The sequence below is a fragment of the Streptomyces sp. a15 genome, from assembly GCF_059026085.1.
The window spans coordinates 19,754-45,735 of sequence record NZ_JBWLKM010000004.1 but is presented as its reverse complement, the minus strand read 5'-3'; the positions used below and the strand labels follow the sequence as shown (position 1 = coordinate 45,735).

The following is a 25,982-nucleotide window of genomic DNA, read 5'->3' as shown; positions in this document are numbered from 1 at the left end:
TCCTTTGTTCCGTAAGTGAATTGAGGTGCCGTCAGCCCTTGACCGCGCCGAGCATCACGCCCGAGACGAAGTACCGCTGGACGAACGGGTACACGCAGAGGATCGGCAGCGCGGTGAGCACGATCGTGACCGACTGGATGTTCGCCCCGACCTGGCTGAGCTGCTCGGTGGCGGCACCGGCGTTGCCGCCGCCGGTGGCGCCCGAGATGAGGTTGCGCAGATAGACGGTGGCCGGCATCAGCTCGGTGCTGTCCATGTACAGGAACGCCGCGAACCAGGAGTTCCAGAAGGCCACCGAGTAGAACAGGATCATCGTCGCGACGACCGCCTTGGACAGCGGCAGCACGATCCGCAGGAGGATGCCGTACGTGCTGAGGCCGTCGATCTGCGCGGCCTCCTCCAGATCGGTCGGCAGGCTCTCGAAGAAGGCCTTCATCACCAGGAGGTTGAAGACGCTGATCGCGTTCGGGATCGCCAGCGCCCAGATGGTGTTCTTCATACCGAGGCTGCTGATCAGCACGTAGTTGGGGATCAGACCGCCGGTGAAGAACATGGTGAACACGGCGATGCCGACGAGCAGTCCGCGCCCGCGCAGCTGCTTCTTCGACAGGACGTAGGCGTAACACGTCGTCAGGACCATGGCGATGACGGTGGACACGACCGTGTAGAGCACGGTGTTGCCGTAGTTCCGCCAGAACATCGAGTCCTGGAACACGATCTTGTACGTGGTGAGGTTGAAGCCCTTGGGCCACAACGCCACCTCGCCGGCCCGGATCTGCCGTTCTCCGCTGAAGGACCGCGCGACGATGTTCACGAACGGGTACAGGGTCACGATCACGACGAGGGTGAGGATCACCCCGTTGACGCCCTGGAAGACGCGGTATCCACGCGTGGGCCGGTTGACGCTCACCACAGGCTCGTCCCCACTGTGCGGCGCGAGAGCTGGTTGGCGGAGAAGATCAGCACCAGGCCGATGACCGCCTCGAACAGGCCGATGGCGGCGGCGTAGCTGAAGCTGTTGGACTCGACACCGGTCCGGTAGACGTACGTGGAGATCACGTCGGCCTTCGGATACGTCAGCGGGTTGTAGAGCAGCAGGACCTTCTCGAAGCCGACCGCCATGAACGTGCCGATGTTGAGGATCAGCAGCGTGATCATCGTGGGCCGGATGCCGGGCAGGGTGACGTGCCAGATCTGCTGCCAGCGGTTGGCGCCGTCGATGCGCGCGGCCTCGTACAGGTCCTCGTGGATCGTGGTGAGCGCGGCGAGGTAGAGGATCGTGCCCCAGCCGGCGGTCTGCCAGATCTCCGAGCCGACGTAGATCGTGCGGAACCACTCCGGTTCCTGGATGAACCGGATCGGCTCGTGGCCGAACCAGCCGAGCGCGTGGTTGACCGGGCCGTCCGTGGCGAGCATCTGCATCGTGATGCCCGCGACGATCACGATCGACAGGAAGTGCGGAAGGTACGACACCGACTGCACGAACCGCTTCAGCGAGCGTCTGCGCACCTCGTTGAGCAGCAGCGCCAGCACGATCGGAATCGGGAAGCAGAAGACCAGCGTGAGTCCGCCGAGCCACAGGGTGTTGCGGAACACCTGCCAGAAGGTGGGGTCGGTGAGGAACATGCGCACATAGCGCAGCCCCACCCACTGCTCGCCGAAGATCGAGCCGCCCGGCTCGAAGCGCCGGAAGGCGATGACGTTGCCGATCATCGGCAGATAGCGGAAGACCAGGAAGAACAGCAGCGGCAGCACCGCCAGCGAGTACAGCTGCCAGTCCCGGCGCAGGGTCCGCCGCCATCCGGGGCGCGCGGCCTTTCGCGTACGGCGGCGGGGCGCGGCCCGGGCCGGAGGGGGGTCCTGGGTGCCCGGCGGTGGGGCCGACGTGGTGGACGTGCTCATGCTCGGGCCTTCCGTGGCATGGGACGCGGAACCGAAAGTTTCGAGCTCTTACCGGTAACTTCGCGGCAACTTAGGGGCAGCAGAAAGCGCTGTCAATGGGGGCTGCAGAGGGGAAAGTTGAGCGGTGAGACGACTGCGCCGCCCTGGATTCACCTCGGGACGAGGGTGGAAGAGATGAAGGGATCGGCGCGGTCACGACGGAACTTTCCGACTTACGGCCGCAACGATCGGACCGAGCCGCCCCGTTGACGCCTGTGAGGTGCCGCCGTGCCCGCGTTCGACCTGCCCCTGAGAGAGCTCGAGCAGTACCGGCCGGACCCCGAAGAGCCCTCCGACTTCGACGAGTTCTGGCTCGGCACCCTGAAGGAGGCCGGGCAGAGGGACCCGGTGGTGTCGGCCCGCCCGGTGGACAGCGGTCTACGGCTGACGGAGACCTGGCACGTCACCTTCCGCGGCTTCGCCGGCGATCCGGTCCGCGCCTGGTACAGCCGGCCCGCCGGGGTGCGCGCCCCCTTGCCTGCCGTCGTCGAGTACGCCGGGTACGGCCGTGGGCGCGGCCTCCCGCACGAGCGGCTGACCTGGGCGAACGCCGGATACGCACACCTGCTCATGGACAACCGGGGCCAGGGCGACCAGTACGGCTGCGGCGGCGACACCCCCGACCCGCACACGGGCGCCCCGGGCGGCCCCGGCCCCGCGGTACGCGGCCTGCTCGCCCCGCAGGACCACCACTACCGCCGCCTGATCACGGACGCGGTGCGCGCGGTCGCCGCGGTGCGGGAACTGCCCGGGGCGGACAGCGGCCGCGTCGCGGTCGTCGGCAACAGCCAGGGCGGCGGCCTCGCCCTGGCCGCCGCCGGGTTGGTGCCGGACCTCGCGGCCGTCCTGGTCACGGCCCCCTTCCTCTGCGGCATCCGACGCGCCCTCGACCTCACCGACGCGGCACCGTACGGCGAGATCACCGCGTACCTGTCCGTCCACCGGGGCGCCGAAGAGGCGGCCTACCGCACCCTGTCCTACCTGGAGGGCATCTCCTTCGCCCGGCGCGCGCAGGCCCCGGCACACTTCGGCGTGGGCCTGCGCGACACGGTGTGCCCGCCGAGCGGGGCGTACGCCGCGTTCAACCGCTATGGGGAGCTGGCCGGCGCGGACCCCCGCAAGGAGATCCACGCCTATCCGTACAACGGTCACGAAGGGGGCGACGCGGTGCATGTGCGTCGCCAACTCGACTGGCTGGCAGGTGTGTTGAGTCCAGTGCGGGCGTGAATGAGCGGGCGGGGCACGTGAAGTGGCTCAGCGCCCAACCGGATTGACATCGTTGTCCGTTGGGGCGGTAGAGTCACGTACAGGCCATCGGACAACGTTGTCGCCGTCAATGGCCTCACCACAAGCCGACACCACCCGGCCGGACGTTCTCCCCCCACGCCCGGCCGGCTCGCGGACCCGGTGGCACACAGCCCACCGGGTCCGCCCTGAGCAGCGGTTCGAGGCGACAGATCGGCCGGCGGCGATTCAGCCGACCCGGCAGGGAAGTGTCGTCGCCGTGTCACCGCCGGAGCCGGAGACGACGTAGCCGAACGTCGTACTCTCCCCCGGATCCAGCGAACCGTTCCAGTCGGCGTTGTGAACCATCACCGCCTGGCCGGTGTAGGTCGCGTTGCCGCTCCACAGGCTGTCGACCTTCTGGCCGCCCGGCAGCGTCCAGTCGACCATCCAGCCCAGCATCGGCACGTCACCGGAGTTGGTGACGGTCACCTCGGACTGGTAGCCGCCGTTCCAACTGCCCGTCGTCCTGCGGGTGGCCGTGCAGGTGCCCGGCACCGGCTCGGTCGGGTTGCCCGGGTCGTGAATGCCGGTGACCTCGCCGTTGCCGCCGTCGAAGACGACGTCGGAGCAGGAGTAGAAGGTCTCCGCGCTGTCCGAGCGCTGCCACACCATGTAGATGAGGTGCCGTCCCGACTTGCCGTCGGGGAGCTTGCCGTTCCAGGAGTAGTTGGCCTCGACGTTGCCCGGGCTGCCGTTGAGCGGCGGGTGGTCGACGGAGAGGAAGGGCTGGTCCTCCATGTCGTCCCAGGTGAGGGTCTGCTTCGGGTCGAAGCCGTCCTTGGTGATGTAGACGTAGAACCAACCCGGGTGCGCCGCCCAGGCGTTGTACGAGAAGTCGACGGTCGCGCCCGAGGTGAGGTGGGTGAGCGGCCAGTCGTCGCGGGCCGCGTTGAAGCCGGTGAAGTTGGTGTTGCCGCCGCTGCACAGCTCGCCGTCCGGCACGAAGCCGCGGGTGCGGCCGGCGCCGTCCGAGCGCAGCACCGAGAACCAGTTGTAGAACGGCGTGGTGCCGCTGACCTGTTGGGCGTTCTTGCAGGCCGGGTTGACCGGCTTGATCTCACCGGTGTCGGTGAGGCCGTCCTGCCAGCACAGGAAGGTACGGCTGCCGGGCTTCATCGGGGTGCCGTGCGCCTCCGCATCGCCGCCGGCCGTGACGACCAGGCTGAGCGCCGGGATCGTCGCGAGCAGGGCCACGAGGACGAGGAAGAGGGCTCTGGCGCGGGTGGGGAGTACTAATCGGCGCGGGGATCCCGCCGAGACTGTTTTTGTCGTGATCATGACATATCAGTCCGTTCCTTGAGGTACGGGCCGTGTGTGTGGGTGCGCGGGTACGCAGCGGATACGCCTGCGCGGACGTGTGTGCGGATGCGGGGGGCGGGGGCGACCACGGGGCAGGTTCCGGTCCACCCTGTGGGAGCGCTCCCACCCCACCTGTGGGGGAAGCTAGCGCCGACCGGCCCACTTGTAAACGGCTGGCGCACAAGGGCCGCACCTCGGTGAGTGCGGCCCTCGAGGTACTGGTGCCGTCAGTGGTGGTGCGGGGGAGGTCAGGAGATGCCGGCGCGGTCCGGGCGTACGGAGAACGCCGTGTCGCCCGCCACGGCCACGATCGCGTCCTTCACGAGCAGCACGCTCGGGATCCTGTCCTGCGCCGACGTACCCGGGTCGTCCAGCTTGTCCGTGGTCCACCGTACGGCGCCGGTCTTCCGGTCGAGCGCGAGGAGGCGGCCGTAGCGGTTGGCGAAGTAGAGGTGGTCGTACGTCGTCGACAGCACCGGCGCCGACAGGTTCTCGAGCTGCGTCCCCTGCTGCCACAGCCGGGCGCCGTCGGTCACCCTGTTCGCGGTGACGGTCCCGTCGGGCCGGACGAAGTACACCGCACCGCCGATGAGGGTGGCCGTGCCGCGCGGGGTACCCGCCAGCGGGGTCCGGACGGCGGCCCCGCCGGCCGGGTTCACCCTCAGCAGGGTCTTGTACGCCTCGTCCCGCCCGTCATCCGGCTCCCACTCCACCTGCTGCGGTGCGTGTGGACGACCTTGACGGCGACCTGACGTCCGGAGGCCGCGCGGGCGAGGTGGACGACGCCCATGCCGCCGCTGCCGAGCCGGTCGAGCAGCGTATAGCCGCCTATGGACCCGATGGGCTCCGATGCCCCGGTGCTCAGCGGCGTATGCCGGTCGCCCATCGCAAATCCCCTGTGTCGCACGGCTGTTCAGCCGCATCAGACCAGTGCCTGTGCCACGGGCGTGTCGCCGAGACCGGATCGCCTAGACCGACGCCGGCCTGCTCCGGGCCGCCTGCACCCCCGCCGGTTGGTCCGCCGCCGGGAGGCCGACGGTGAACTCCGTGCAGCCGGGGACGCTGTGTACGTCGATACGGCCGCCGTGCGCGGACGTGATCGCCGCCGCGATGGCCAGTCCGAGCCCCGACCCTCCCGCTCGCGCGTCCGTGCGGGAGCGGGAGGAGTCGGCGCGGGTGAAGCGTTCGAAGACCCCGGGCAGGAGGGCGGGCGGAATGCCGGGGCCGTCGTCGCGGACCCGGATGACGCAGCGGGCGGGCGCGGCCTCGACGGACACGACCACCGTCGTGCCAACAGGCGTGTGCATACGCGCGTTGGCCAACAGGTGGGCCACCACCTGACGGAGCCGGGCCGCGTCACCGGCGACCAGCGCGGGCGCGTCGAGGGGCAGTTCGAGTTGCCAGTCGTGGCCGCCGCCCGCGGTCCGCGCGTCCCACACCGCCTCCGCGACCAGCGCGGCCAGGTCCACCTCGGCGGACTGCAGGGGCCGTCCCTCGTCGAGCCGGGCCAGCAGGAGCAGGTCCTCCACCAGGCCGGTCATCCGGGCCGACTCGGCGGATACGCGGCGCCAGGCCAGTACTGGCTCGAGAGGGCCGGTGCCGCGGTTCATCAGCTCCGCGTATCCGGCGATGGACGCGAGCGGCGTACGGAGTTCATGGCTGGCGTCGGCGAGGAAGCGCCGCATCTTCGCCTCGCTGCGGCGCATCTTCTCCTCGCTGCTCCGCACCCGCTCCTCGCTGCGCTGCCGTTCGGCGAGCGAGGACTCGACGTGGTCGATCAGGCGGTTGAGCGCCGCGCCGACCTGGCCGGCCTCGCTGCCCGGGTCGGTGTCGGGTTCGGGCACCCGGGCCAGGCCGAGGTGCTCGACGCGGCCGAGGGGCGCGCGGGTGACCTCGGCGGCGGTGGCGGCGACCCGGTCGAGGGGCCGCAGCTGGCGTCGTACGACGACCGCGCAGGTACAGCCCGCGAGGACGAGCCCGGCGCCCGCGAGAACCGCTTCGATCACGGCCAGGCTGTTGATCATGTGCCGTACGTCGTCCATCGGGAGCCCGGTCAGCACGCGGAGCCCGTTGTCGTCGAGTGCGGTGACCCGGTAGGTGCCGAGGCCGGGGACGGTCCGGGTGTGCTTCGAGCCGTCGGTGCCGATGCCCTGCAGGGCGGTGCGCTGGGCGGCGGTGAGGGCCTTGGGCGCGGCGTCCGGGCCGACGACCTCCGCGGAGAGGACGGTGCCGTCCGCGTCGAGCCGGGCGGCGAGGATGTCGGCGGGTTGGCCGGATGCGGTGAGGAAGCCCAGGTCGTCCTCGAGGTCCGGGCGGCGCGAGGCACCGCCCAGGCTGCGTTCGGCAGCGTGGGTGACGCGGTCGTCCAGGTCGTCCATGAGGTAGGAGCGTTGGACGTAGGCGGTGGTGAACGCCATGGTGGCGCACACGACGGCGAGGGTGGCACCGACGAAGAGGAGCAGCCGGGTGCGCAGGGAGCGCGTGCGCAGCCTCGGGCGCGGCCTGGCGGTCATCTCCGCTCCTCCGCCGGCCTGATCGCGTGACCCGGCCCGTGCACGGTGTGGATCCTCGGCGCCCGGCCCGGCATCCCGTCGAGCACGACGGCTTGTGGGGTCCCGGCGACGGCCACGGACAACACTTCGGTGAGCGTGGGCTCGTCGTCGACGAGGTGCACGCGTACGCGGCCGGTTCGGGACCCGGCGGTGCCAGTCATGTACTGATCGTGTCCCCGTCCGCTGAGGGAACCCTGTGCTCCGCCTGAGGGTGGGTGATGACCTGGGATGCCCTGATTCCGGACACGGCGAAGGGCCGCACCCCGTCGCCGGGGATACGGCCCTCAACTGCCCTGCGGCACCGCTTACTTGCGGATGAGCGAGCGCAGCACGTACTGCATGATGCCGCCGTTGCGGTAGTAGTCCGCCTCGCCGGGGGTGTCGATGCGGACGACCGCGTCGAACTCGACACCGGTGTCGGTGGTGACCTTCACCGTGCGCGGGGTGGTGCCGTTGTTGAGCTCCTCGACGCCGGTGAAGGAGAAGGCCTCCTCGCCGGTCAGGCCGAGGGACTCGGCGTTCGCGCCCTCCGGGAACTGGAGCGGCAGGACGCCCATGCCGATGAGGTTCGAGCGGTGGATGCGCTCGTACGACTCGGCGATGACGGCCTTGACGCCGAGGAGCGCGGTGCCCTTGGCGGCCCAGTCGCGGGACGAGCCGGAGCCGTACTCCTTGCCGGCCAGGATGGCCAGCGGGGTGCCCTGCTCGATGTAGTTGCGCGAGGCGTCGTAGATGAACGACACGGGCGCGTCCGGCTGGGTGAAGTCGCGGGTGTAGCCGCCCTCGGTGCCCGGCGCGATCTGGTTGCGCAGGCGGATGTTGGCGAACGTGCCGCGGATCATGACCTCGTGGTTGCCTCGGCGCGAGCCGTAGGAGTTGAAGTCGCGACGCTCCACACCGTGCTCGGTGAGGTACTTGCCGGCCGGGGTGTCGGCCTTGATCGCACCGGCCGGGGAGATGTGGTCGGTGGTGACCGAGTCGCCCAGCTTGGCCAGGACACGGGCGCCGGTGATGTCGGAGACCGGGGTGGTCTCCATCGTCATGCCCTCGAAGTACGGGGGCTTGCGGACGTAGGTCGACTGCGGGTCCCACTCGAAGGTGTTGCCGGTCGGGATCGGCAGCGCCTGCCACTGGGCGTCGCCCGCGAAGACGTCCTGGTAGGACTTGTTGAACATGTCCTCGCCGATGGCGTTCGCCACGACGTCGTTGACCTCGGCCTCGGAGGGCCAGATGTCCTTCAGGTAGACCGGGTTGCCGTCCTGGTCGATGCCCAGGGCGTCCTTGGTGATGTCCACCTTCATGGAGCCGGCGAGGGCGTACGCGACGACCAGCGGCGGGGACGCCAGGTAGTTCATCTTGACGTCGGGGTTGATCCGGCCCTCGAAGTTCCGGTTGCCGGAGAGGACCGAGGTGACCGCGAGGTCGTGGTCGTTGACGGCCTTGGAGACCTCTTCCGGCAGCGGGCCGGAGTTGCCGATGCAGGTGGTGCAGCCGTAGCCGACGAGGTTGAAGCCGACCTTGTCGAGGTAGGGGGTGAGCCCGGCCTTGTCGAAGTAGTCGGTGACGACCTTCGAACCCGGGGCGAGGGTGGTCTTGACCCACGGCTTGCGGGTCAGGCCCTTCTCCACGGCCTTCTTCGCGACGAGCGCGGCGGCGACCATGACGTACGGGTTGGAGGTGTTGGTGCAGGAGGTGATGGCCGCGACCGTCACCGCACCGTGGTCGATCTCGTACGTCGAGCCGTCGGGGGCGGTCACGGTGACCGGGTTGGACGGAGCGCCGTTGGGCGCCATGGCCGGGGAGTCCGAGGCCGGGAAGGACTCCTGGCCCGCCTCGTCGACGCTGTCGACGTAGTTGCGGACGTCGACCTTGAACTGCTCGGCTGCGTTCGCGAGGACGATACGGTCCTGCGGACGCTTCGGGCCGGCGATCGACGGGACGACCGTCGACAGGTCGAGCTCCAGCTTCTCGGAGAAGTCCGGCTCGGCCTTCGGGTCCAGCCAGAGGCCCTGCTCCTTGGCGTACGCCTCGACGAGCGCGAGCTGCTGGGCATCGCGGCCGGTGAGCTTCAGGTACTTGATGGTCTCGTCGTCGATCGGGAAGATCGCGGCGGTGGAGCCGAACTCCGGCGACATGTTGCCGATGGTGGCGCGGTTCGCGAGCGAGGTGGCGGACACGCCCTCGCCGTAGAACTCGACGAACTTGCCGACGACGCCGTGCTTGCGCAGCATCTCGGTGATCGTGAGCACCAGGTCGGTGGCGGTGGTGCCGGGCGTGAGCTCACCGGTCAGCTTGAAGCCGACGACGCGCGGGATGAGCATCGAGACCGGCTGGCCGAGCATCGCGGCCTCGGCCTCGATACCGCCGACGCCCCAGCCCAGCACACCGAGGCCGTTGACCATCGTGGTGTGCGAGTCGGTGCCGACGAGGGTGTCGGGGTACGCCTGGCCGCCCCGGACCATGACCGTGCGGGCCAGGTGCTCGATGTTGACCTGGTGGACGATGCCGGTGCCGGGCGGGACGACCTTGAAGTCGTCGAAGGCGGTCTGGCCCCAGCGCAGGAACTGGTAGCGCTCGCGGTTGCGGCCGTACTCCAGCTCGACGTTCTGCGCGAAGGCCTCGTTGGTGCCGAACTTGTCGGCGATGACGGAGTGGTCGATGACCAGCTCGGCCGGGGAGAGCGGGTTGACCTTCGCCGCGTCGCCGCCGAGCTCCTTCACGGCCTCACGCATGGTGGCCAGGTCCACGACACAGGGCACACCGGTGAAGTCCTGCATGATCACGCGGGCCGGCGTGAACTGGATCTCCTGAGAGGGCTGGCCCTGCGAGTCCCAGCCGCCGATGGCGCGGATGTGGTCGGCGGTGATGTTCGCGCCGTCCTCCGTGCGGAGCAGGTTCTCGAGCAGGACCTTGAGGCTGTACGGCAGGCGGGCCGAGCCCTCCACCTTGTCCAGCCGGAAGATCTCGTACGACTCGTCGCCCACCTGCAGCGTGCTGCGGGCGTCGAAGCTGTTCGCCGACACGACAGTCTCCTTCATTTTTGTGCGCTTACCACCGCATCCTGCCGCCACGCCCTCTTGGCCGATCCGCTAAGGTAAGGCTAAGTTAGGCATGCCTTACTGCCGGACTGATGACGACGTGCGACCGCGGCGCGCCTCGGCAGATATCTCGATGTCGAGATAACTCTAGTACATGGGGCCGGGTTGGTCATGCCCGGCCTCGCTGTGATGTCCTCCTGCGACCATGAACCGAGCCGATTTCTCCTGGGACGAGTTCGCCTGGATGACCCGGGTGCCGCTGCCGCCGGACACCTGGGCCGCCACCGCGGGGACGCTCGTCCCCCTCTATTACGCGCCGGAGGGGCGGGAGGACCACCCGCTGGACGCCGCCGAGATCGCATCGGCCGCGTGGACGGTCGCCCGGCTGCCGGCCCTGCTCGCCGCGGCCCGGCCCGCCCTGAGCGCACACGCCGTCCACATCCTGCAGCCGGAGGACCTGGCGACCGCGTCCGGCCTCACCGATCCGGTCCACGTCAGCACCCTCTACGTCCACCCCGTCTCCAGGGACGGCATCCCCTACGTGGGCATCGAGTTCTCCCGCCCGTGGGACGAGGAACACGGGCTGGGCGTTCTCCTGCACGGCCCGCGTGTCGTCGATACCGGCGGGGCCGACACCGCCTTCCTTCTCTGGATCGCCGAGCGGGACGCCACGGACCCGCGGGCAGGCCTGGACGAATCGCTCATCGGCCACTGGGACAGCGCCCCCTTCGACCACGGCGTCATGGAGTCGTCCGAGATGGAGCTCCGCGCCAACGGCGAGGGGTGGAGCTCGCTGGCCAACCTCGACGGGGAGTCCGTCACACGGCTGACGTGGAGTTGCCCGGAGCCGGGTGTCCTCCAACTGCGGGACGAGGACGGTCGCGTCACCCGGCACCGGTACGTCGTCGGTCCGGTCGTACCGCCGTACGGCACGGAGCCGGTGACGTCGGTCACCTTCGAGGAGGCGGTGCAGTACGGCCATCAGTTCGCCAAGTGGGGGTATCCGACAGGAGTTGGGAGCAACTGACACCGATCCTGAAGGGAGGCCCACATGCCCCTCACCTTCCGCAAGAGTTTCCGGATCCTGCCGGGCGTACGCCTGAACATCAACCGGCGCTCCTGGTCCGTCACCACCGGTGGTGGCCGCCACGGGCCGCGGCACACGAGCAGCAGCACAGGACGACGTACGACATCAGTGGATTTGCCCGGACCTTTCGGATGGCGCCGCACCCGTACGGCCAAGCGCCGTTGACGAACCCTCAGGTCTCTCGCCGTCATCACCCGAACGGCCCCCCTCGAGAGGCACCATCTCATATCTGAGATAGCCTCAAGCTCATGGCAGACGACTACCTCGTACGCATCGGCAAGCTCATCCGTGACGCCCGGCAGCACCGGGGCTGGACACAGTCACAACTTGCCGAAGCGCTCGGCACCAGTCAGAGTGCCGTCAATCGCATCGAGCGCGGCAACCAGAACATCAGCCTTGAGATGATCGCTCGCATCGGTGAAGCACTGGACAGCGAAATCGTCTCTCTGGGCTATGCGGGCCCGATGCACCTGCGCGTGGTCGGCGGTCGTCGGCTGTCCGGCGCCATCGATGTGAAGACGAGCAAGAACGCGTGTGTGGCCCTGCTGTGCGCCTCGCTGCTCAACCAGGGGCGCACGGTGCTGCGCCGGGTCGCGCGCATCGAGGAGGTGTACCGCCTGCTGGAGGTGCTCAACTCCATCGGCGTACGCACCCGCTGGATCAACGACGGCGTCGACCTGGAACTCGTCCCGCCGGCCGAGCTGAACATGGCGGCGATCGACGCGGATGCCGCCGTACGCACGCGGTCCATCATCATGTTCCTCGGCCCGCTGCTGCACCGCATGGACCGCTTCAAACTGCCCTACGCCGGCGGCTGCGACCTCGGTACGCGGACCATCGAGCCGCACATGATCGCGCTGCGCCGGTTCGGGCTGGACATCGCGGCGACCGAGGGCCAGTACCACGCGGTGGTCGACCGGTCCGTACGGCCCCGCCGGCCGATCGTGCTGACCGAGCGCGGGGACACGGTCACCGAGAACGCGCTGCTGGCCGCCGCCCGGTACGACGGCGTCACCGTCATCCGCAACGCCTCCTCCAACTACATGGTCCAGGACCTGTGCTTCTTCCTGGAGGCGCTGGGCGTCAAGGTGGAGGGCATCGGCACCACCACGCTCACCGTGCACGGCGTGCCGGACATCAACACGGACGTCGACTACTCCCCCTCCGAGGACCCGGTCGAGGCGATGAGCCTGCTGGCCGCCGCGGTCGTCACGGAGTCGGAACTGACGGTGCGCCGGGTGCCCATCGAGTTCCTGGAGATCGAGCTCGCGGTCCTGGAGGAGATGGGCCTCGACCACGACCGCACGCCGGAGTACCCCGCCGACAACGGCCGCACCCGCCTGGTGGACCTCACCGTCCGGCCCTCCAAGCTGGAGGCGCCGATCGACAAGATCCACCCGATGCCGTTCCCCGGCGTGAACATCGACAACGTCCCCTTCTTCGCGGCCATCGCGGCCGCCGCGTCGGGCAAGACGCTGATCCACGACTGGGTCTACGACAACCGCGCCATCTACCTGACGGACCTCAACCGCCTCGGCGGCCGCCTCCAACTCCTGGACCCCCACCGGGTCCTGGTCGAGGGCCCGACCCGCTGGCGCGCCGCCGAGATGATGTGCCCGCCGGCCCTGCGGCCCGCCGTGGTCGTCCTGCTCGCGATGATGGCGGCCGAGGGCACGTCCGTACTGCGCAACGTGTACGTCATCAACCGCGGGTACGAGGATCTGGCCGAGCGGCTCAACTCGGTCGGGGCGCAGATCGAGACGTTCCGGGACATCTGACGGGCAGGGTGTCGTGCCCCTTGGAGACAAGGGGCACGACACCGCGACATGTTGCCTGACCTGCGAATACTTACCTTCACAACCTTTCGCTGATCTCTGTTGTCTTTCAGCACCTTGTGCAACGCGTGTGCAAGATGATCTTGATTGGTCGACGATGCGTCAGGTAAACCTGAGCAGTCGTCAGCTTTTACGCAGAGTTGTCACCGAAGCGACCTCGCAACGTCTGATGTCGGTCGCGTCACGCCGACCGCGTGTGGTCGAGGAGGCAAGCCGCCACCTGCCCGATGTCTCCGGCCTCGCGACGCAGCCTGGGGTCCAGCCACTCATCTGGGTCCTCTAACCGATCACCTCGCCACGCAATGAAGGACCTACACCGCGCGGGCGTGGGTCCTCTATTGCAGACAGGCGCCGGTGTCACGGGCTAAGCACCCACCTCGTCGAAGCGCTCACTGTGACGACGTGCTGCCAGCTCGCTGTCCGCCCGTTGCCGTCTTCGTCCCTCCGCCATGCCGGGTCACCCGAGGACGGCATCGCATCCGGACGGCTCCGTGAGTGAACGCCGGGTCAGTGGACTTGCTCGCCCACACGTATGCCTCGCCCGGCTGCAGCTGCGCCATCTGCTCAGAGCGCAGGTTGGCGAAGGCGGTGTTTGCCTTCTGAAGGTGCTTCAACCAGGCTGGCGAGGTGAATTTGTGCAGGATGACGTGGTCGGAGAGTTCGATCAGGGAGATCGGTACGGAGGGCGGGTCCTGGCTCGCGACCAGGATGCTCATTCCCTTGTGGCGCATCTCGCGGACGGTCTCGACCAGGCCGGCGACGAGGTCCGGGCTGTCGATGTACTTGTGCGCTTCGTCGAAGACGACCAGCTTGTTGAAGTGTTCGTCCCCGTTGCGCGCCTCGGCGAACAGTTGCATCAGGACGACGAAGAGACCGAGCGCTTCGTCCTTCTCAATGTACTCGTCGCGTAGGTCAACGATGATCAGTCGGCCGGGTCTGATGAGGCTGGTGAGCCGGGCGTTGTCGTCGATGTAGTCCTCGGCGAGGTTGAGCCGCTCCTGGGCCAGTTGCTTGACGTGGTCGGGCATACCGGAATCGGCCACGCCCTGCCGGATGACGCCGAGGTTCAGGTTGTTGCGGTTCGACTTCATGATGCGGGTCAGCTGCCGGATGTACGTTGACTGGTTGCCGACCGCTCCCATGAGAAAGCGCCAGTGGGCTGCCTGGAGTTCGGCGGAGGAGAAAGCGAGGGGCTGGACGTCGATGCCGGGGAATTCCCGTCGGCGGTCGGCGACCTGGCTGGCGGGGGCGAGCAGCAGCACGTCCGACAGTGCTTGGGGGTCTGCTCCGTAACGCTCCTTCAGGACCTGGAGCTGCGCCTGGTCACCATTGGGGCGCGCCATGGAAGTGAACTCCGGTGTGTAGTCCATGGTGCGGCTGTAGTGGAACACCACGGTCGCGAGAGGGCGGGGAAGTTCGTTGACCGGCGGGGTGGGCAGCGAGGCCATCTCGATGATGCTGCCCAGGGTGTAGCTCTTGCCGCCTCCTTGTACGCCGAAGAGGCTGATGGTGTGGGTTTCGTCGAGATCGACCGCGACTTTCCGGCCCGCCACCTCGCCGAGTACGCCGTGTTGTGGGGAGGGGCGGGTGACGCCGAGGAAGATCTCAGGGAGGCCCCCTGGTGACACCGGTCCCGTTGTGGCAGAGGTGGGCTGGACATCGATGGTCAGCGCCTCGTGGAAGCCCTGACTCTCAGGGACGGTCCCCGTCCGCAGCGGATTTCCGGTACCGCCCGGGGTAGCAGCGGCCGATGCGGGCCCTTCCCAAGAGGGAGACGCCGGGACCGCTTCCGCCGCGTCGGCAGCAGGCACAGTCAAAGGTGCCTCGGCCTGAGCCGAGCCTGTCTCACGGCCCGCACGCCCAGTTGCGGTGATTGGCGTGGTGCCGTGGCCGTTCGCGACCCCGTCCGTGTCGAGGACAGTCGCCGCCTTGCCCCCACCGGCCTGCTCCTGGTCTTCCTCATGGGCATCTTGGGCATCCCGCTCGTCCTGAGCATCAGGTGCCCGGAACTCGGCGTCTGAGAGCCGTGGCACAGCCAACTGCGACAGTGCCAGGGTGGGAGCTGTGGCCGCTCCATCCTCATCCTCCTGCTCCTCATCAACGGCTAGGTCCGTAGGCGCTGGTACACCCGGGCGAACCGTGCGAATGGCGTTGATCAGCTCGGTGATCAGATCGCTGCCGATGCGGTGGAACTCCACCTCGTCGTCGAGTTCACGGTCGGTTCCCTCGCGGGCGAGGTCGAAGATCAGGCCGCTGCGGGTGAAGTGGAGGGCGTAGCCGTCGTCGAGGCTGTCGAGCAGGGCGTGGGCCGCTGTCCTGGGGGCGTGCCCCATGGTCCCGTGGCGTGCCGCCCGCTCCAGATAGAAGCGGAGCAGGGATCCGAGAGCCAGGTTCTTGACCGGTCGGTCCACCCGATCCCGGGTGGCGTGGGCAGGATCAAAGGACTCGGTGAGGACGGTCTGGCTCCGTCCGAGTTGCTGGGTCACCTTGGTTTTGAGGCGCTGGTAGGCGCCGATGTCGTCGAGCGCGGTGTAGCACTTGACCTCGACGAGGCGGCAGGTGACGGTCCGGGTCCGCGCGTCGAGGTGGAACAGGGCAAGATCGCTGCGCTGGAAGGAGAGGGCGTCGCCGAGTTCCCGGGCCTGGCGGCGGGCTTCGGCGTACAACTCGGGGTGGGCGTCCAGAGGGACGACGATCTGCGGGAGCTGGGCGCGTCAGTCCAGGACCTACGGTCGGGTGCCGTCAGCGCGGCTCTCTGCCGCAGCGCCCTCATCCTCGCGGCCAAGGGCGGCATGCTGACCGGGATCACCGTCGGCGACGTCCTGGAGCTCTTCGAGGCCCAGGCCACGGTTCTCAAGCGGATGACGGCGGGAACCGAGGTGTTCTACCGGCTGCTGCACCAGCTCGGAGCTCTGGGAGAGGATGCCCCGCAGAATCTGCGCGGGGTCCGCAACCGAGGACAGCGGACCCCCGAGGAACTCGTCGACCGCTACGGACTGCGCTGCCGTCCCGTCCGTGACCTCCTGGTGGACTATCTCCGTGAACGCCAGCCCGCTCTGGACTACAACAGCTTGAAGTCTCTCTCCTACCACCTCGGCAAGCGCTTCTGGCAGGACATCGAGCACCATCATCCCGACGCCGCCAGTCTCCGCCTTGCCCCGGACGTCATCGGGCAGTGGAAGCAGAGGATGCGCACCAAGGACAAGACCGTTACCGGCCCCGACGGCCGACGCACGAGCACGAAGGTCGAGAGGCTCAACCACCGGGACACGCTCACCCAGGTGCGGGCCTTCTACCTCGATATCGCGCAGTGGGCACTGGAAGATCCCGGCCGTTGGGGCCCGTGGGTGGCGCCGAGCCCGGTGAAGGCTGACGAGCTGGAGAACCGCAAAGTACAACGGCGACGCAAGGCAAGGATGGACGCCCGCACCCGCGAGCGCCTGCCGGTCCTGCCGATCCTCGTCCGCACGGTCGACCAGCGCCGCAAGGACGCTGCCGCGGTACTGGAGGCCGCTCGCCATGCCGGCCCCGGCGAGGTGTTCATCGCTGCCGGTCAGCAACTCGTACGCGCCGTGGTTCCGCACGGAACAGCCGGCAGGATCTGGGCCGAGGACCCGCACACCGGAAAACGCCGCGATCTGGGACTCGATGACGAGAGAGCCTTCTGGACCTGGGCCGTGGTCGAGGTCCTGCGGGCCACCGGCATCCGCATCGAGGAACTGCTGGAACTCAGCCACCACAGCCTGGTCCAATATCGGCTGCCCACCACCGGTGAACTTGTCCCCCTCCTGCAGATCGTCCCGTCCAAGACGGATACCGAGCGGCTGCTGCTGGTCAGCCCCGAGCTCGCCGACGTCCTGAGCGCGATCATCTGCCGAGCCCGGGAGGCCACCGGCGCCGTCCCCCTGGTCCGCTCCTACGACCGCCGCGAATGTGCGTGGCAGGAGCCGTCCCCGCTGCTGTTCCAACGACGCATCCGCGGTGACGACTGCGCGTTCACCGATGAAACCGTTCGCACCATGCTCGACGAGGCCCTCATCGACACGGGCCTGACCGACGTCACCGGTGCACCGCTTCGCTACACACCGCACGACTTCCGCCGGCTGTTCATCACCGATGCCATCCTCAACGGGCTGCCGCCACACATCGCCCAGGTGATCGCCGGCCACCAGGACATCAACGTGACTCTCGGTTACAAGGCCGTCTACCCCGAAGAGGCGATCCAGGCGCACATGGGGTTCCTCGCCCGCCGCAGGTCCCTCCGCCCGAGCGAGGAATACCGCGTCCCCACCGACGAGGAATGGCAGGAGTTCCTCGGCCACTTCGAGCGGCGCAAAGTCTCCATCGGAGCATGCGGCCGCGCGTTCGGCACCCCCTGCATCCACGAACACGCCTGCGTGCGCTGCCCGATGCTCTGGCCCGACCCCGCCCAGCGTGACCGGCTCGTCGAGATCCGCGACAACCTTCTCGCCCGCATCGCCGAGGCCGAACGCGAAGGATGGCTCGGCGAAGTGGAAGGGCTGCAGGTGAGCCTGGCCGGGGCAGAGCACAAACTCGCTCAGCCTCATGCCGAGCAGAGTCGGCGTGGCACTGCCATCGACCTAGGGATGCCCACCTTCGCCCAGATCGCGATCCGCACCAGTGACGTCAAGGAGCCCGCTCCATGATTTCTCCGGTCACCGACGAGCCCATCCACCGCCTCGTGGAGCAAGCGGAGGCCGATCGCATCGACAGGCCGACCAACAGCGCTGCCGCCAGCCGCAGACCGAAGTGCGATCCGGATCACCTGTTGCCACGTGTGCGTGCTCAAGACGGTAGAGAAGTGGCTGTCGTTAAGTGAGAGGAAAAGCAGACGTGGATGTGTATGAAGCCGTGGACAGTCGCCGGGCTGTGCGGGCGTTCAGCGATGAGCCGGTATCCAAAGAGATACTCGAACGCGTGCTGGCCGCTGCAACGCGGGCTCCGTCGAGTGGGAACCTCCAGCCGTGGCATATGTATGTCGTGACCGGCGAGCCCCTGGCCGAGCTGAAGAAGCGCGCAACAGCCAGGGCACGGGCGGGAGACCCGGGGGATGAGCGGGAGTATCCGATGTACCCGGCCGAACTCACCTCGCCGTACGTGGACCGCTTTTCCGCCGCGGCTGCTCAGCGGTACAAGGCACTGGGAATCGAGCGCGACGACCCCGACAGGCCCATGAAGATCGCCGCCCTGAACTCGGGGGCATTCGGGGCACCGGTCGTGCTGTTCTGCTACCTCGACCGGACGATGGGGCCAGGGCAGTGGGGGGACGCGGGGATGCACTTGCAGACGGTCATGCTGTTACTGAGGGCAGAAGGGCTGCACAGCTGCCCCCAGGTGATGTGGACGATGTATCGCAAGACCGTCAGCCAGATCGTCGGAGCCGATGACGGGCTCGTGCTGTTCTGCGGTGTCGCGGTGGGATTCGAGAAGGAGGGCGTGCCACGGCTGCGTACCGGGCGGGCGGACATGACAGAAACCGTGAGCTTCATCGGAGTGTGACCGGCCATGTCGGTCTGGCGCCGGCCCTCTCAACTCGTAGTTCAGAGAAGGGGTGATGTCCCAGGCGGTCTCCTACCTGTCCTGGCTGGAGTCGGCGCACCACGAGTTCGAGGCGCTTGTGCGGAAGGTGCTGGGGGCGGAGGCCGCCGAGTCCGTCGACTGGCGTCGTCCGCGGATGATCTGCATCGCGGCGGGCTTCTCGCACCACGACCGGGTGGCGGTGCAGAGGTTGCCCGAGCGGATCGACCTGGTGCGCTACCGGATCTTCGACGGTGGCCTGCTGGGGCTGCTGCTCGTGGACTCCGCGACCGGCTTCCCGAGCGCTGCCTCTTCTCGCCGGGGCCGGGAGCGGGCACCCGTGGCGGACAGCGTGCCGACGGCTTCGGCGGTCTCTCCGCCTGCGGGTGGAGGAGCGGTGCCGGAGTGCCTGCGGGACCTGTACGCGGAACTGGACGAGGCGCTCACGGCATGGGGCGAGGTGGAGGTGGCGTCCCTGCGGCACTACATCGCCTACCGGCGGTTGGTGAACGTGGCGTCGGTGATCTTCCGTCCGAAGCACGAGGCGATCCTGCTGTACCTCAGACTCGACCCGGACGCGGTGGAGTTGGAGGAGGGCTTCACCCGGGACATGCGAGGTATCGGACACCTTGGGACCGGCGACCTGGAGGTCCGCGTCGTCTCGGCAGCCGACTTGGAGAAGGCGGCGCCGCTGATCCGGCGGGCGTTCGAGGCGGCCTGACGTAACAGGAGGGGCGGCTGGTGCATCGGTTAGTCGATGCTCCAGCCGCCCCTCTGGCGTCTGTGGGCCGCTGGCCCTGGCCTCTCTTCGCTCTCACGCTCATGCCTCCGGTCCGGCCAGGTCGAAGTCGCCCTTGGTCAGCTCGGCGCGGAGTCGCTGCTCGGCGACGTCCGCGTAGTGCGCGGACAGCTCGACGCCCACGAAGCGGCGTCCCTCGCGCAGGGCCGCGACCCCGGTGGAGCCGCTGCCGGTGAACGGGTCAAGGACGGTGCCACCCTCGGGGCAGACCTGGACGAGCTGCTGCATGACCTCAACCGGCTTCTGGGTGATGTGAACCCGGCCCTTGCGGGGCTGGGAGGCGATGTAGTGCCCCGGCAGGTAGAGATCGCGGGTGTTGTCGAGGGAGCCCTTGACGCCCCAGATGATGAACTCCGAGTCCTGCTTCGGCCCGCCCTTGCGGGGCCGGCTGGACGGCTTGATCCACGGAATCGTGCCGCTCCAGGTCCATCCCGCCATCTGCAGGGCGTCGGACGTGGTCGGCTCCTGTCGCCAGTCGGTGAAGACCATCGCGACCGCGTGCTCGGTCGAGGCCCGGTACGCCTCGGTGAGCAGTTCGGTGAGCCAGGAGCGGTAGGAGCGCTGGTCGCGGTTCTCACCCGGGAAGTCGGCGAGGTCGTGCGCCGAGTTGCTCGTGACGTACTTAGCGCGAGCGGTGCGGCCGGTTCGATCGGAGCTGGTGCGGCCTCCGGAGTTGTACGGCGGATCGGTGATCACCGCCTGGACGCTCTCGTCCGGGAGGGACTTCAGGGCGGTCAGGGCGTCGCCTCGGTGCAGCGTGTAGCTCATGGGGAGGGCCTCTCTTCGGGCGCGGCGGAGTCTGGACCTGCTCCGGACAGCGCTCAACGGCATGCATCCGGTGCGAGGTTGCAGCGGAGGTTAACGGCGAATTCCGGCCGCGCCTAACGAGGTGGCTCCCTGCTTCGGGCCCCTGGATGGCAGTCGTTTGGCGCGGCCGGAATCCCGGTCTACTGTCTCGCCGTGCCACCGGGAAGGAGCACTGCTCCGCCCCCGTTGAGCTGTGCTTATCGGTGCTGTCTCGTCCAATCGGGCGGCGTCGGAGGCATGTTGCCCATCTGCCCGCGAGCGCCGTGAGGAGGCCCACGTGCACTGCCTGAGATTACGAGCGCGGCTGGCTGCCGCGTGTGACCTGAAACCGGCGTCCTGGAGCTACCAACTCCTCTGACCCGGGCTCGCCGAGAGGCGGATGCACATCGGCGCGGTGCCGACGGCTTTGCACGAGAAGTCGGCACCGCGTCTCCTTCGAACACCGAGGAGCCGCTGCGATGCAGCATGCCCTGACACACCCGCGCCCCGACCCACCTCCGTCGTCTGGTCCGCACCGCCGTCGCGCTGAACGGCGGCGGCCGTGAAGAAGACGACGGGAGCCCTCGTCGGTCTGTGCGTCACCGGACCACTCCTGCTGGCCCTGCCGATCCTTGGCATCGGTGCCGGGACCGCCTCGGCTTCGTGCTCGACCGACGGCGCACAGGGTGTGGACACCTCCGCCGTCGCCAAGCAGGTGAAGGCCATCCTGGACGGCGGCGACAAGGGCTCGGTCTCCGTGCCGGGGCTGGACGCGCCTGCCGACCAGGTGCCCAACGCCAAGACGATCCAGGCCACGGGCGTCGCGATGAACATCCCCGCCCGAGGGCAGGTCGTCGCCTTGGCGACCGCGCTGCAGGAGAGCGGCCTGCGGAACCTGACCTACGGAGACCGCGATTCGCTGGGTCTCTTCCAGCAGCGGCCGTCGATGGGCTGGGGTACGGCCAGCCAGATCCTCGACCCGGTGCACGCCTCGACGAAGTTCTACGAGGGGCTCAAGAAGGTCTCCGGCTGGCAGTCCCTCTCTGTCACCCAGGCCGCCCAGGCGGTACAGAAGTCGGGCTTCCCGGAGGCGTACGCCAAATGGGAGCCGCTGGCCACCGCCCTGCAGAAGGCCATCGAGCCCCTGTTGCAGAAGGCCGGCGGCGCATCGCCGAGCCTGTCGCCGTCCGGCTCTGCCGAGACCGGCAGCCCATCTCCCGATTCCGCGGGGGGTTGTTCGGCGGACGGCGACGGGACGGACTTCGGCACCATCCCGGCGGGTGCACTGCCGGAGGAGTACAAGATTCCCGCCTCCGCGCCGCCGAAGGTACAGACGGCGATCCGGTGGGCGCTCGGCCAGCTCGGCACCCCGTATCAGTGGGGCGGCACGTGCACCGACTCCCACGGCAAGAACCCGATGGGCCGCTGCGACTGCTCCTCCCTGATGCAGGGCGCGTACAAGGCCGCCGGAGTCACCCTGACGCGGACCACGTACACGCAGGTCAAGGACGGCAAGGCTGTCTCGGTCGATGCCCTCAAGCCGGGCGACCTCCTCTTCACCGAGGGGACGGCCGCCGTACCGGAACACGTCGGGATGGCGATCGGGCAGGGCCTGATCGTCCACGCCCCGCACACCGGTGACGTCGTCCGGATCACCACCGTCGCGTCCTGGAAATCGCGGATTCTCGCGGCCCGCCGAGTCGTCTGACCGGCGCTCCTCCCCTCCTCCCCTCGCACCGCTGGTTCGTCTCACCGGGCTTTGGCGTGCGCTCATTCGAACTGGAGTTCCCGTGTATCTCGCTGAACAGGTCATACAGCTCGCCTACGACCCCGGAATCAAGCCTAACGAGGGCGGGCTCCCTGGCCTCAACGTCCTCAAGCAGGTGATGGGCTCGATCAACTTGTTCGGACTCATTGCCGTGGTCGGAGCCCTCGCCGTCAGTGCGGGCGTGTGGGCCTGGGGTCACCACTCCGGTGGTCACCAGGCCGAGGCGAACGGGAAGAAGGGCGTGCTGGTCAGCGCGGGCGCGGCCCTTCTTCTCGGTGCGGCCAACGGTGTAGTGGCGTTCTTCTCGACGCTCGGGACGCAGGTCCACTGATGGCTCAGCACTCCACCCACCCCGGCGGCGCATCTCGCGTGCGCCGCCGGGCGCTGCTCGGCACTGCCGTCCTGGCGGTGCTCGTCGCCCTCGCCGGCTTGGCCGCCTACCTCACCCGCGAGGGCCGAAGCCCCTCCGATACTGCTTCCCCACCGCCGAGTTCGCCCACGGCGTCCTCGTCGCCCGCGGCACCGTCCGGGCCGCACACCCGGCCCCGCGCTCTGCCCGTTCCGCCGAAAACCCACGACCCGATCACGTACGGGAAGGCCGCCGCCGCAGCGCTGTGGTCGTACGACACCCGCGCGTACTCGCAGCCCGAGCTGCGCAAGGCGCTGCGCGGCTGGCTGACCACGGAGTCGAAGTACGCCGACCCGGCCTCCGTCGACCAGGCGGTCCCCTCGGCCGTGCTGTGGAAGGAGATGGCGGCCAACAAACAGGTCGCCACCGCCAAGATCAACGAGGGGCACTTCCCGCATGCCTTTACCCAGGCCCTCCAGGACGACCCCGGGGCGATCACCCAGGCGTACGTCTACGCCGTCACGGTCTCCGGCAAGCAGTCGATTCGCTGGAAGGGCTCGGCTGCCGGCGGCGCGGAGAGCCGGTCCACCACCCTCGCGATCCAGTGCCGGCCCAACCACTCCTGCGTCCTGGTCGGCGTCATGCCGTCCGTCGCGCCCTGACCCTCGCCCCAGAACGGAGGTACGACCCATGGCAGTCTGCGACTTCCCGCTGATGGACAAGGTGTGCGGCGCTGTCGACTTCGCCACCAACCCCGCTGGCACCGTCACCGACGGTCTCGGCGCGTGGATCGCGAAGTCGGCAGGCGAGCTGGCGTCCAGCGCGGCCGACCTGGCCGCCAAGGCCGTCAACAAGACGACGGCCATCGACCTCAACGCCGGGTGGTTCCGCGACAACTACGAGCTGCTGCTGCCCATCGGCCTCGCCCTGACCGTCGGCATCTTCTGCATCCAGCTCATGACCGCGGCCTGGCGCCGAGACGAACGCGCACTCGCCAAGGCGGCGTTCGGCACCATGACCGGAGTCCTCTTCAGCTTCTCCGCCATCGCTTTCACGACCGTCGCCATCACCGTGGTGGACGCGCTGTCCGACGGCCTCTTCAAAGCCGCCAACACCTCGATCGACGACGCGATCCGCCGTGTGATCAAGGTCGATCAGATGGGGGCCATGTACGGCCTCGGCTGGGGTGTGCCCGCGCTGGTGGCCTTTGGGTGCGCGATCGGTGCCTTCCTCTACTGGGGCGTGATGGTGGCCCGCAAGGTCGGCGTCCTGATCATGGTCGCGCTCGCGGTGTTCGCAGGGGCGGGCGGCGGCTGGGAAGTCGCCAAACGGTGGCGGCGCGGCTGGATCGAGGCCACCGGCACCCTGATCGTCTCCAAGCTGTTGATGACCGTGGTCTTCCTGATCGGCGTCTCCGCCATGGGCAAGACCGACGCCAGCGACGGAATGGCGGCCCTGTCCGACGCGATGGCCGGCATCGTCGTGATGGTCCTGGTGCTGCTCTGCCCCTACGCGACGTACAAGTTCGTCCACTGGGCCAGCGACGGCGGCGGCCACGACGACATGCACCGCACCGGTGTCGCCGGCATGGCGGTCGCCGCAGGAGCCGCGAAGACCGCAGGCAGCCTCGCACTGCGGGCCGGTACCGGCGCCCCCGCTCCGCAGGGTCCGAACCAGGTCCCGGGCGCGGGCACCAATGGCGTCGCCTCCGGCATCAACCCCTCCGGCGGCAACCTCAGCAAGGAGGGCATCGACGCCGGGCCGCCCAAGCAGCAGACCCGCTTCCGGTACGGCGAAGACCCGGACGCGAGCGGCGACAAGGGCCGGGCTCTGATCCGTCGCCCCGGGATCCCGCCACTGATCACACGTCCTGGCGAGGACGAACCGGAAGGGCCCGAATCGACTGCCCAAGGCGTCGCGGGCGGCTCCGGTCACCTCGCAGCCGCATCGGCTCCGGGCGGCGACATGACCTCCATGCCGCCAGCCGACCCCGGACCTTCGGCCTCGGGCACTCCGGCGTCCGCGTCCGGACCGTCGGCCACCGGCTCCGCGACGCCGACGAACTGGGTGTATCCCACCCAGCCGCCGTCGGGTTCCTGACCCACATCCCCCGGGGGCGGGACGCACTCCACGGCCCGCCCCCGCCCCCCCACCAGCAGGAAAATTTCGCCATGACGTCCAGAAGAGCGCCGCGCGCCCCGTCCTCCGCCCGCTCCCACCGTCTGGAACCACCATGTCCGGCAAGCACCAGTCCTCCACGCCCACCGTGAAGTTCCCGCACCGCAGCAGGCGCGGCGTCCTGCTCGGCCTGTCCGTCCCGCAGTTGGCCGTCGCCGGGCTCACCGGCCTTCTCCTTCTCGCCGTGATCCTCGCCCGCGGTGTGGTCGGCGCCCTCCAGCTCATCCCCCTGTGGGCCGTGATCGCCCTGCTCGTCTTCGTCCGCCACCGAGGCCGTGCTCTGGCGGACTGGGCCCCGATCGTCGTTCGGTACGCGCTGCGCCGGATGCGAGGCCAGCTCGTCTGGCTCACCCGGCCGTCCCGCCGGCCGACCCGCGAGGGCCTGCTCCACCTTCCCGGCACCGCTGCCAGCCTGCGCGTGACCACTGCTCCCGACGGCAAGTACGGCGCCGTCCACAACCCGCACACCGGGACGCTGACCGCGGTGGTCAAGGTCTCCTCCCGCGCCTACGCCCTGCTCGACCCCGGCACCCAGCAGGCCAACGTCGGCGGCTGGGGACGCGCGCTGGCAGCTCTCGCCCGTACCGGGCAGATCGCCCGCATCCAGGTGATCGAGCGCACCATCCCCGACTCCGGCGACGCGCTGCGCCGCTATTGGGAAGAGCACGGCCGCCCCGACACCCCGATGGCCGGCGCGATCTACAACGAGCTGATCCAGAGCGCCGGTCCCGCAGCCGCCCCGCACGAGGCGTACGTCGCGGTGTCCCTGGACACCAAGGCGGCCCGTCGGCTGATCAACCAGGCTGGCGGCGGTCTCACCGGTGCCTTCAGCGTCCTCGCCCAGCTCACCTCCACGTTCGACCAGGCGGCGCGGACCGCCGGTCTCACCCCGACGGGCTGGCTCACCGCCCGCGAGATCGCCGCCGTGGTGCGCACCTCCTACGACCCGAAGGCGCTGGCGACACTCGACCGCTGGTCCACGGCCGGTCGCCCCGAGGCCGAGCCCGCCGCCGCCGGCCCCGTCGTGGTCGTCGAGAAGGCGGACCACATCGCCACCGACTCCGCCGTGCACGCCACCTACTGGGTGGAGAACTGGCCGCGCACCGAGACCAGCGCCGGCTTCCTGCACCAGCTCCTGTTCACCGGCGGCGTCCGGCGCACGCTGTCGCTCTCCTACGAGCCGAAGAACCTCGACGCCGCCCTGCGCGACGTGCAGCGCAAGAAGTCCAGCGTGATCGCCGACGCCGCCGAACGGGCCCGGCGCGGCCAGGTCGACTCCGAGGCGGACTCGATCGAGTACCAGGACATCAAGTCCCGCGAACGCCAGCTCATCGCCGGGCACGCCGACGTCGCCCTGACCGGTCTGCTGACCGTCTCGGCCGACACCGAGGACGAGCTGCGCACCGCCTGCGCCGTCGTGGAGACCGCCGCTGTCGGCGCCCAGCTCGATCTCCGGCCGCTGACCTGGCAGCAGGCCGAGGCGTTCACCGCCGCCGCCCTGCCGCTCGCGCTCGCTGCCTGACCC

General features: G+C 69.0%; 21 protein-coding genes. 12 read left to right on the top strand and 9 right to left on the bottom strand.

From position 1 onward, the window contains the following. Positions 1 to 31: 31 nt before the first annotated feature. Positions 32 to 913 carry a carbohydrate ABC transporter permease gene (locus AC5P09_RS06210; RefSeq protein WP_307677874.1) on the bottom strand — a complete coding sequence of 294 codons (882 nt, stop codon included), beginning with the start codon at positions 911 to 913 and terminating at the stop codon, positions 32 to 34. Continuing rightward, positions 907 to 1,902, bottom strand: a complete 996-nt coding sequence (locus AC5P09_RS06205; RefSeq protein ID WP_493872818.1) for an ABC transporter permease — start codon at positions 1,900 to 1,902, stop codon at positions 907 to 909. The genes AC5P09_RS06210 and AC5P09_RS06205 overlap by 7 nt, the downstream gene beginning before the upstream one ends. A gap of 267 nt (positions 1,903 to 2,169) precedes the next feature. On the opposite strand from AC5P09_RS06205, the gene AC5P09_RS06200 reads away from it, so the two are divergent. Next, entirely contained in the window at positions 2,170 to 3,168 is a 999-nt protein-coding gene (locus AC5P09_RS06200; protein WP_493872817.1) for an acetylxylan esterase, read from the top strand. A 246-nt stretch (positions 3,169 to 3,414) separates the two neighbouring features. On the opposite strand, the gene AC5P09_RS06195 is transcribed toward AC5P09_RS06200, so the two are convergent. The 5 genes from AC5P09_RS06195 to acnA all read right to left on the bottom strand — a co-directional run bounded on the left by AC5P09_RS06195 (position 3,415) and on the right by acnA (position 10,102). Continuing rightward, positions 3,415 to 4,506, bottom strand: a complete 1,092-nt coding sequence (locus tag AC5P09_RS06195) for a lytic polysaccharide monooxygenase auxiliary activity family 9 protein (protein WP_493872816.1) — start codon at positions 4,504 to 4,506, stop codon at positions 3,415 to 3,417. A 269-nt stretch (positions 4,507 to 4,775) separates the two neighbouring features. Beyond that, entirely contained in the window at positions 4,776 to 5,240 is a 465-nt protein-coding gene (locus tag AC5P09_RS06190) for an outer membrane protein assembly factor BamB family protein (RefSeq protein ID WP_493872815.1), read from the bottom strand. Between the two features lie 255 nt (positions 5,241 to 5,495). Beyond that, positions 5,496 to 7,040: a sensor histidine kinase gene (locus tag AC5P09_RS06185; protein WP_493872814.1), complete on the bottom strand. Its 1,545-nt coding sequence runs from the start codon at positions 7,038 to 7,040 to the stop codon at positions 5,496 to 5,498. Then, a complete protein-coding gene (locus AC5P09_RS06180; RefSeq protein ID WP_493872813.1) occupies positions 7,037 to 7,240 on the bottom strand; it encodes a hypothetical protein in 204 nt (67 codons plus the stop codon). The genes AC5P09_RS06185 and AC5P09_RS06180 overlap by 4 nt, the downstream gene beginning before the upstream one ends. Positions 7,241 to 7,384: 144 nt before the next feature. After that, the gene (acnA, locus tag AC5P09_RS06175) at positions 7,385 to 10,102 is read right to left on the bottom strand and encodes an aconitate hydratase AcnA (RefSeq protein ID WP_493872812.1); all 2,718 of its coding nucleotides are present in this window, start codon (positions 10,100 to 10,102) and stop codon (positions 7,385 to 7,387) included. 220 nt (positions 10,103 to 10,322) lie between these two features. Between acnA and AC5P09_RS06170 the strand changes: the two genes are divergently transcribed. The 3 genes from AC5P09_RS06170 to AC5P09_RS06160 all read left to right on the top strand — a co-directional run bounded on the left by AC5P09_RS06170 (position 10,323) and on the right by AC5P09_RS06160 (position 12,982). Continuing rightward, the gene (locus AC5P09_RS06170) at positions 10,323 to 11,144 is read left to right on the top strand and encodes a DUF6985 domain-containing protein (protein ID WP_493872811.1); all 822 of its coding nucleotides are present in this window, start codon (positions 10,323 to 10,325) and stop codon (positions 11,142 to 11,144) included. Between the two features lie 24 nt (positions 11,145 to 11,168). Then, on the top strand, positions 11,169 to 11,369 hold the full coding sequence (locus tag AC5P09_RS06165; RefSeq protein ID WP_307677865.1) for a DUF4236 domain-containing protein: 201 nt from the start codon (positions 11,169 to 11,171) through the stop codon (positions 11,367 to 11,369). 83 nt (positions 11,370 to 11,452) lie between these two features. Continuing rightward, on the top strand, positions 11,453 to 12,982 hold the full coding sequence (locus AC5P09_RS06160) for a helix-turn-helix domain-containing protein (RefSeq protein ID WP_493872810.1): 1,530 nt from the start codon (positions 11,453 to 11,455) through the stop codon (positions 12,980 to 12,982). 446 nt (positions 12,983 to 13,428) lie between these two features. Here the strand turns inward: AC5P09_RS06160 and AC5P09_RS06155 are convergent, their stop codons facing one another. Further along, entirely contained in the window at positions 13,429 to 15,705 is a 2,277-nt protein-coding gene (locus AC5P09_RS06155; RefSeq protein ID WP_493872809.1) for an ATP-binding protein, read from the bottom strand. On the opposite strand from AC5P09_RS06155, the gene AC5P09_RS06150 reads away from it, so the two are divergent. The 3 genes from AC5P09_RS06150 (at position 15,625) to AC5P09_RS06140 (ending at position 19,298) form a co-directional block, all read left to right on the top strand. Further along, on the top strand, positions 15,625 to 17,706 hold the full coding sequence (locus AC5P09_RS06150; protein WP_493872808.1) for a tyrosine-type recombinase/integrase: 2,082 nt from the start codon (positions 15,625 to 15,627) through the stop codon (positions 17,704 to 17,706). The two genes, AC5P09_RS06155 and AC5P09_RS06150, sit on opposite strands and share 81 nt — an antisense overlap. Before the next feature lie 187 nt (positions 17,707 to 17,893). Beyond that, the gene (locus tag AC5P09_RS06145) at positions 17,894 to 18,559 is read left to right on the top strand and encodes a nitroreductase (protein WP_493872807.1); all 666 of its coding nucleotides are present in this window, start codon (positions 17,894 to 17,896) and stop codon (positions 18,557 to 18,559) included. A gap of 52 nt (positions 18,560 to 18,611) precedes the next feature. Continuing rightward, a complete protein-coding gene (locus AC5P09_RS06140; RefSeq protein ID WP_493872806.1) occupies positions 18,612 to 19,298 on the top strand; it encodes a DUF5655 domain-containing protein in 687 nt (228 codons plus the stop codon). 99 nt (positions 19,299 to 19,397) lie between these two features. Here the strand turns inward: AC5P09_RS06140 and AC5P09_RS06135 are convergent, their stop codons facing one another. Further along, positions 19,398 to 20,144 (bottom strand): DNA-methyltransferase, encoded by a 747-nt coding sequence (locus AC5P09_RS06135; protein WP_493872805.1) that lies wholly within the window; start codon positions 20,142 to 20,144, stop codon positions 19,398 to 19,400. Between the two features lie 580 nt (positions 20,145 to 20,724). Between AC5P09_RS06135 and AC5P09_RS06130 the strand changes: the two genes are divergently transcribed. The 5 genes from AC5P09_RS06130 (at position 20,725) to AC5P09_RS06110 (ending at position 25,979) form a co-directional block, all read left to right on the top strand. After that, on the top strand, positions 20,725 to 21,870 hold the full coding sequence (locus AC5P09_RS06130) for a C40 family peptidase (protein WP_493872804.1): 1,146 nt from the start codon (positions 20,725 to 20,727) through the stop codon (positions 21,868 to 21,870). An 82-nt stretch (positions 21,871 to 21,952) separates the two neighbouring features. Continuing rightward, complete coding sequence (locus AC5P09_RS06125; RefSeq protein ID WP_011029048.1) at positions 21,953 to 22,261, top strand: DUF6112 family protein; 309 nt, start codon at positions 21,953 to 21,955, stop codon at positions 22,259 to 22,261. After that, a complete protein-coding gene (locus AC5P09_RS06120) occupies positions 22,261 to 22,941 on the top strand; it encodes a hypothetical protein (RefSeq protein WP_493872803.1) in 681 nt (226 codons plus the stop codon). The genes AC5P09_RS06125 and AC5P09_RS06120 overlap by 1 nt, the downstream gene beginning before the upstream one ends. 28 nt (positions 22,942 to 22,969) lie before the next feature. Then, positions 22,970 to 24,379, top strand: coding sequence for an SCO6881 family protein (locus AC5P09_RS06115; protein ID WP_493872802.1), 1,410 nt, complete (start codon positions 22,970 to 22,972; stop codon positions 24,377 to 24,379). 133 nt (positions 24,380 to 24,512) lie between these two features. After that, positions 24,513 to 25,979: an SCO6880 family protein gene (locus AC5P09_RS06110; protein WP_311309635.1), complete on the top strand. Its 1,467-nt coding sequence runs from the start codon at positions 24,513 to 24,515 to the stop codon at positions 25,977 to 25,979. Positions 25,980 to 25,982: the final 3 nt, after the last annotated feature.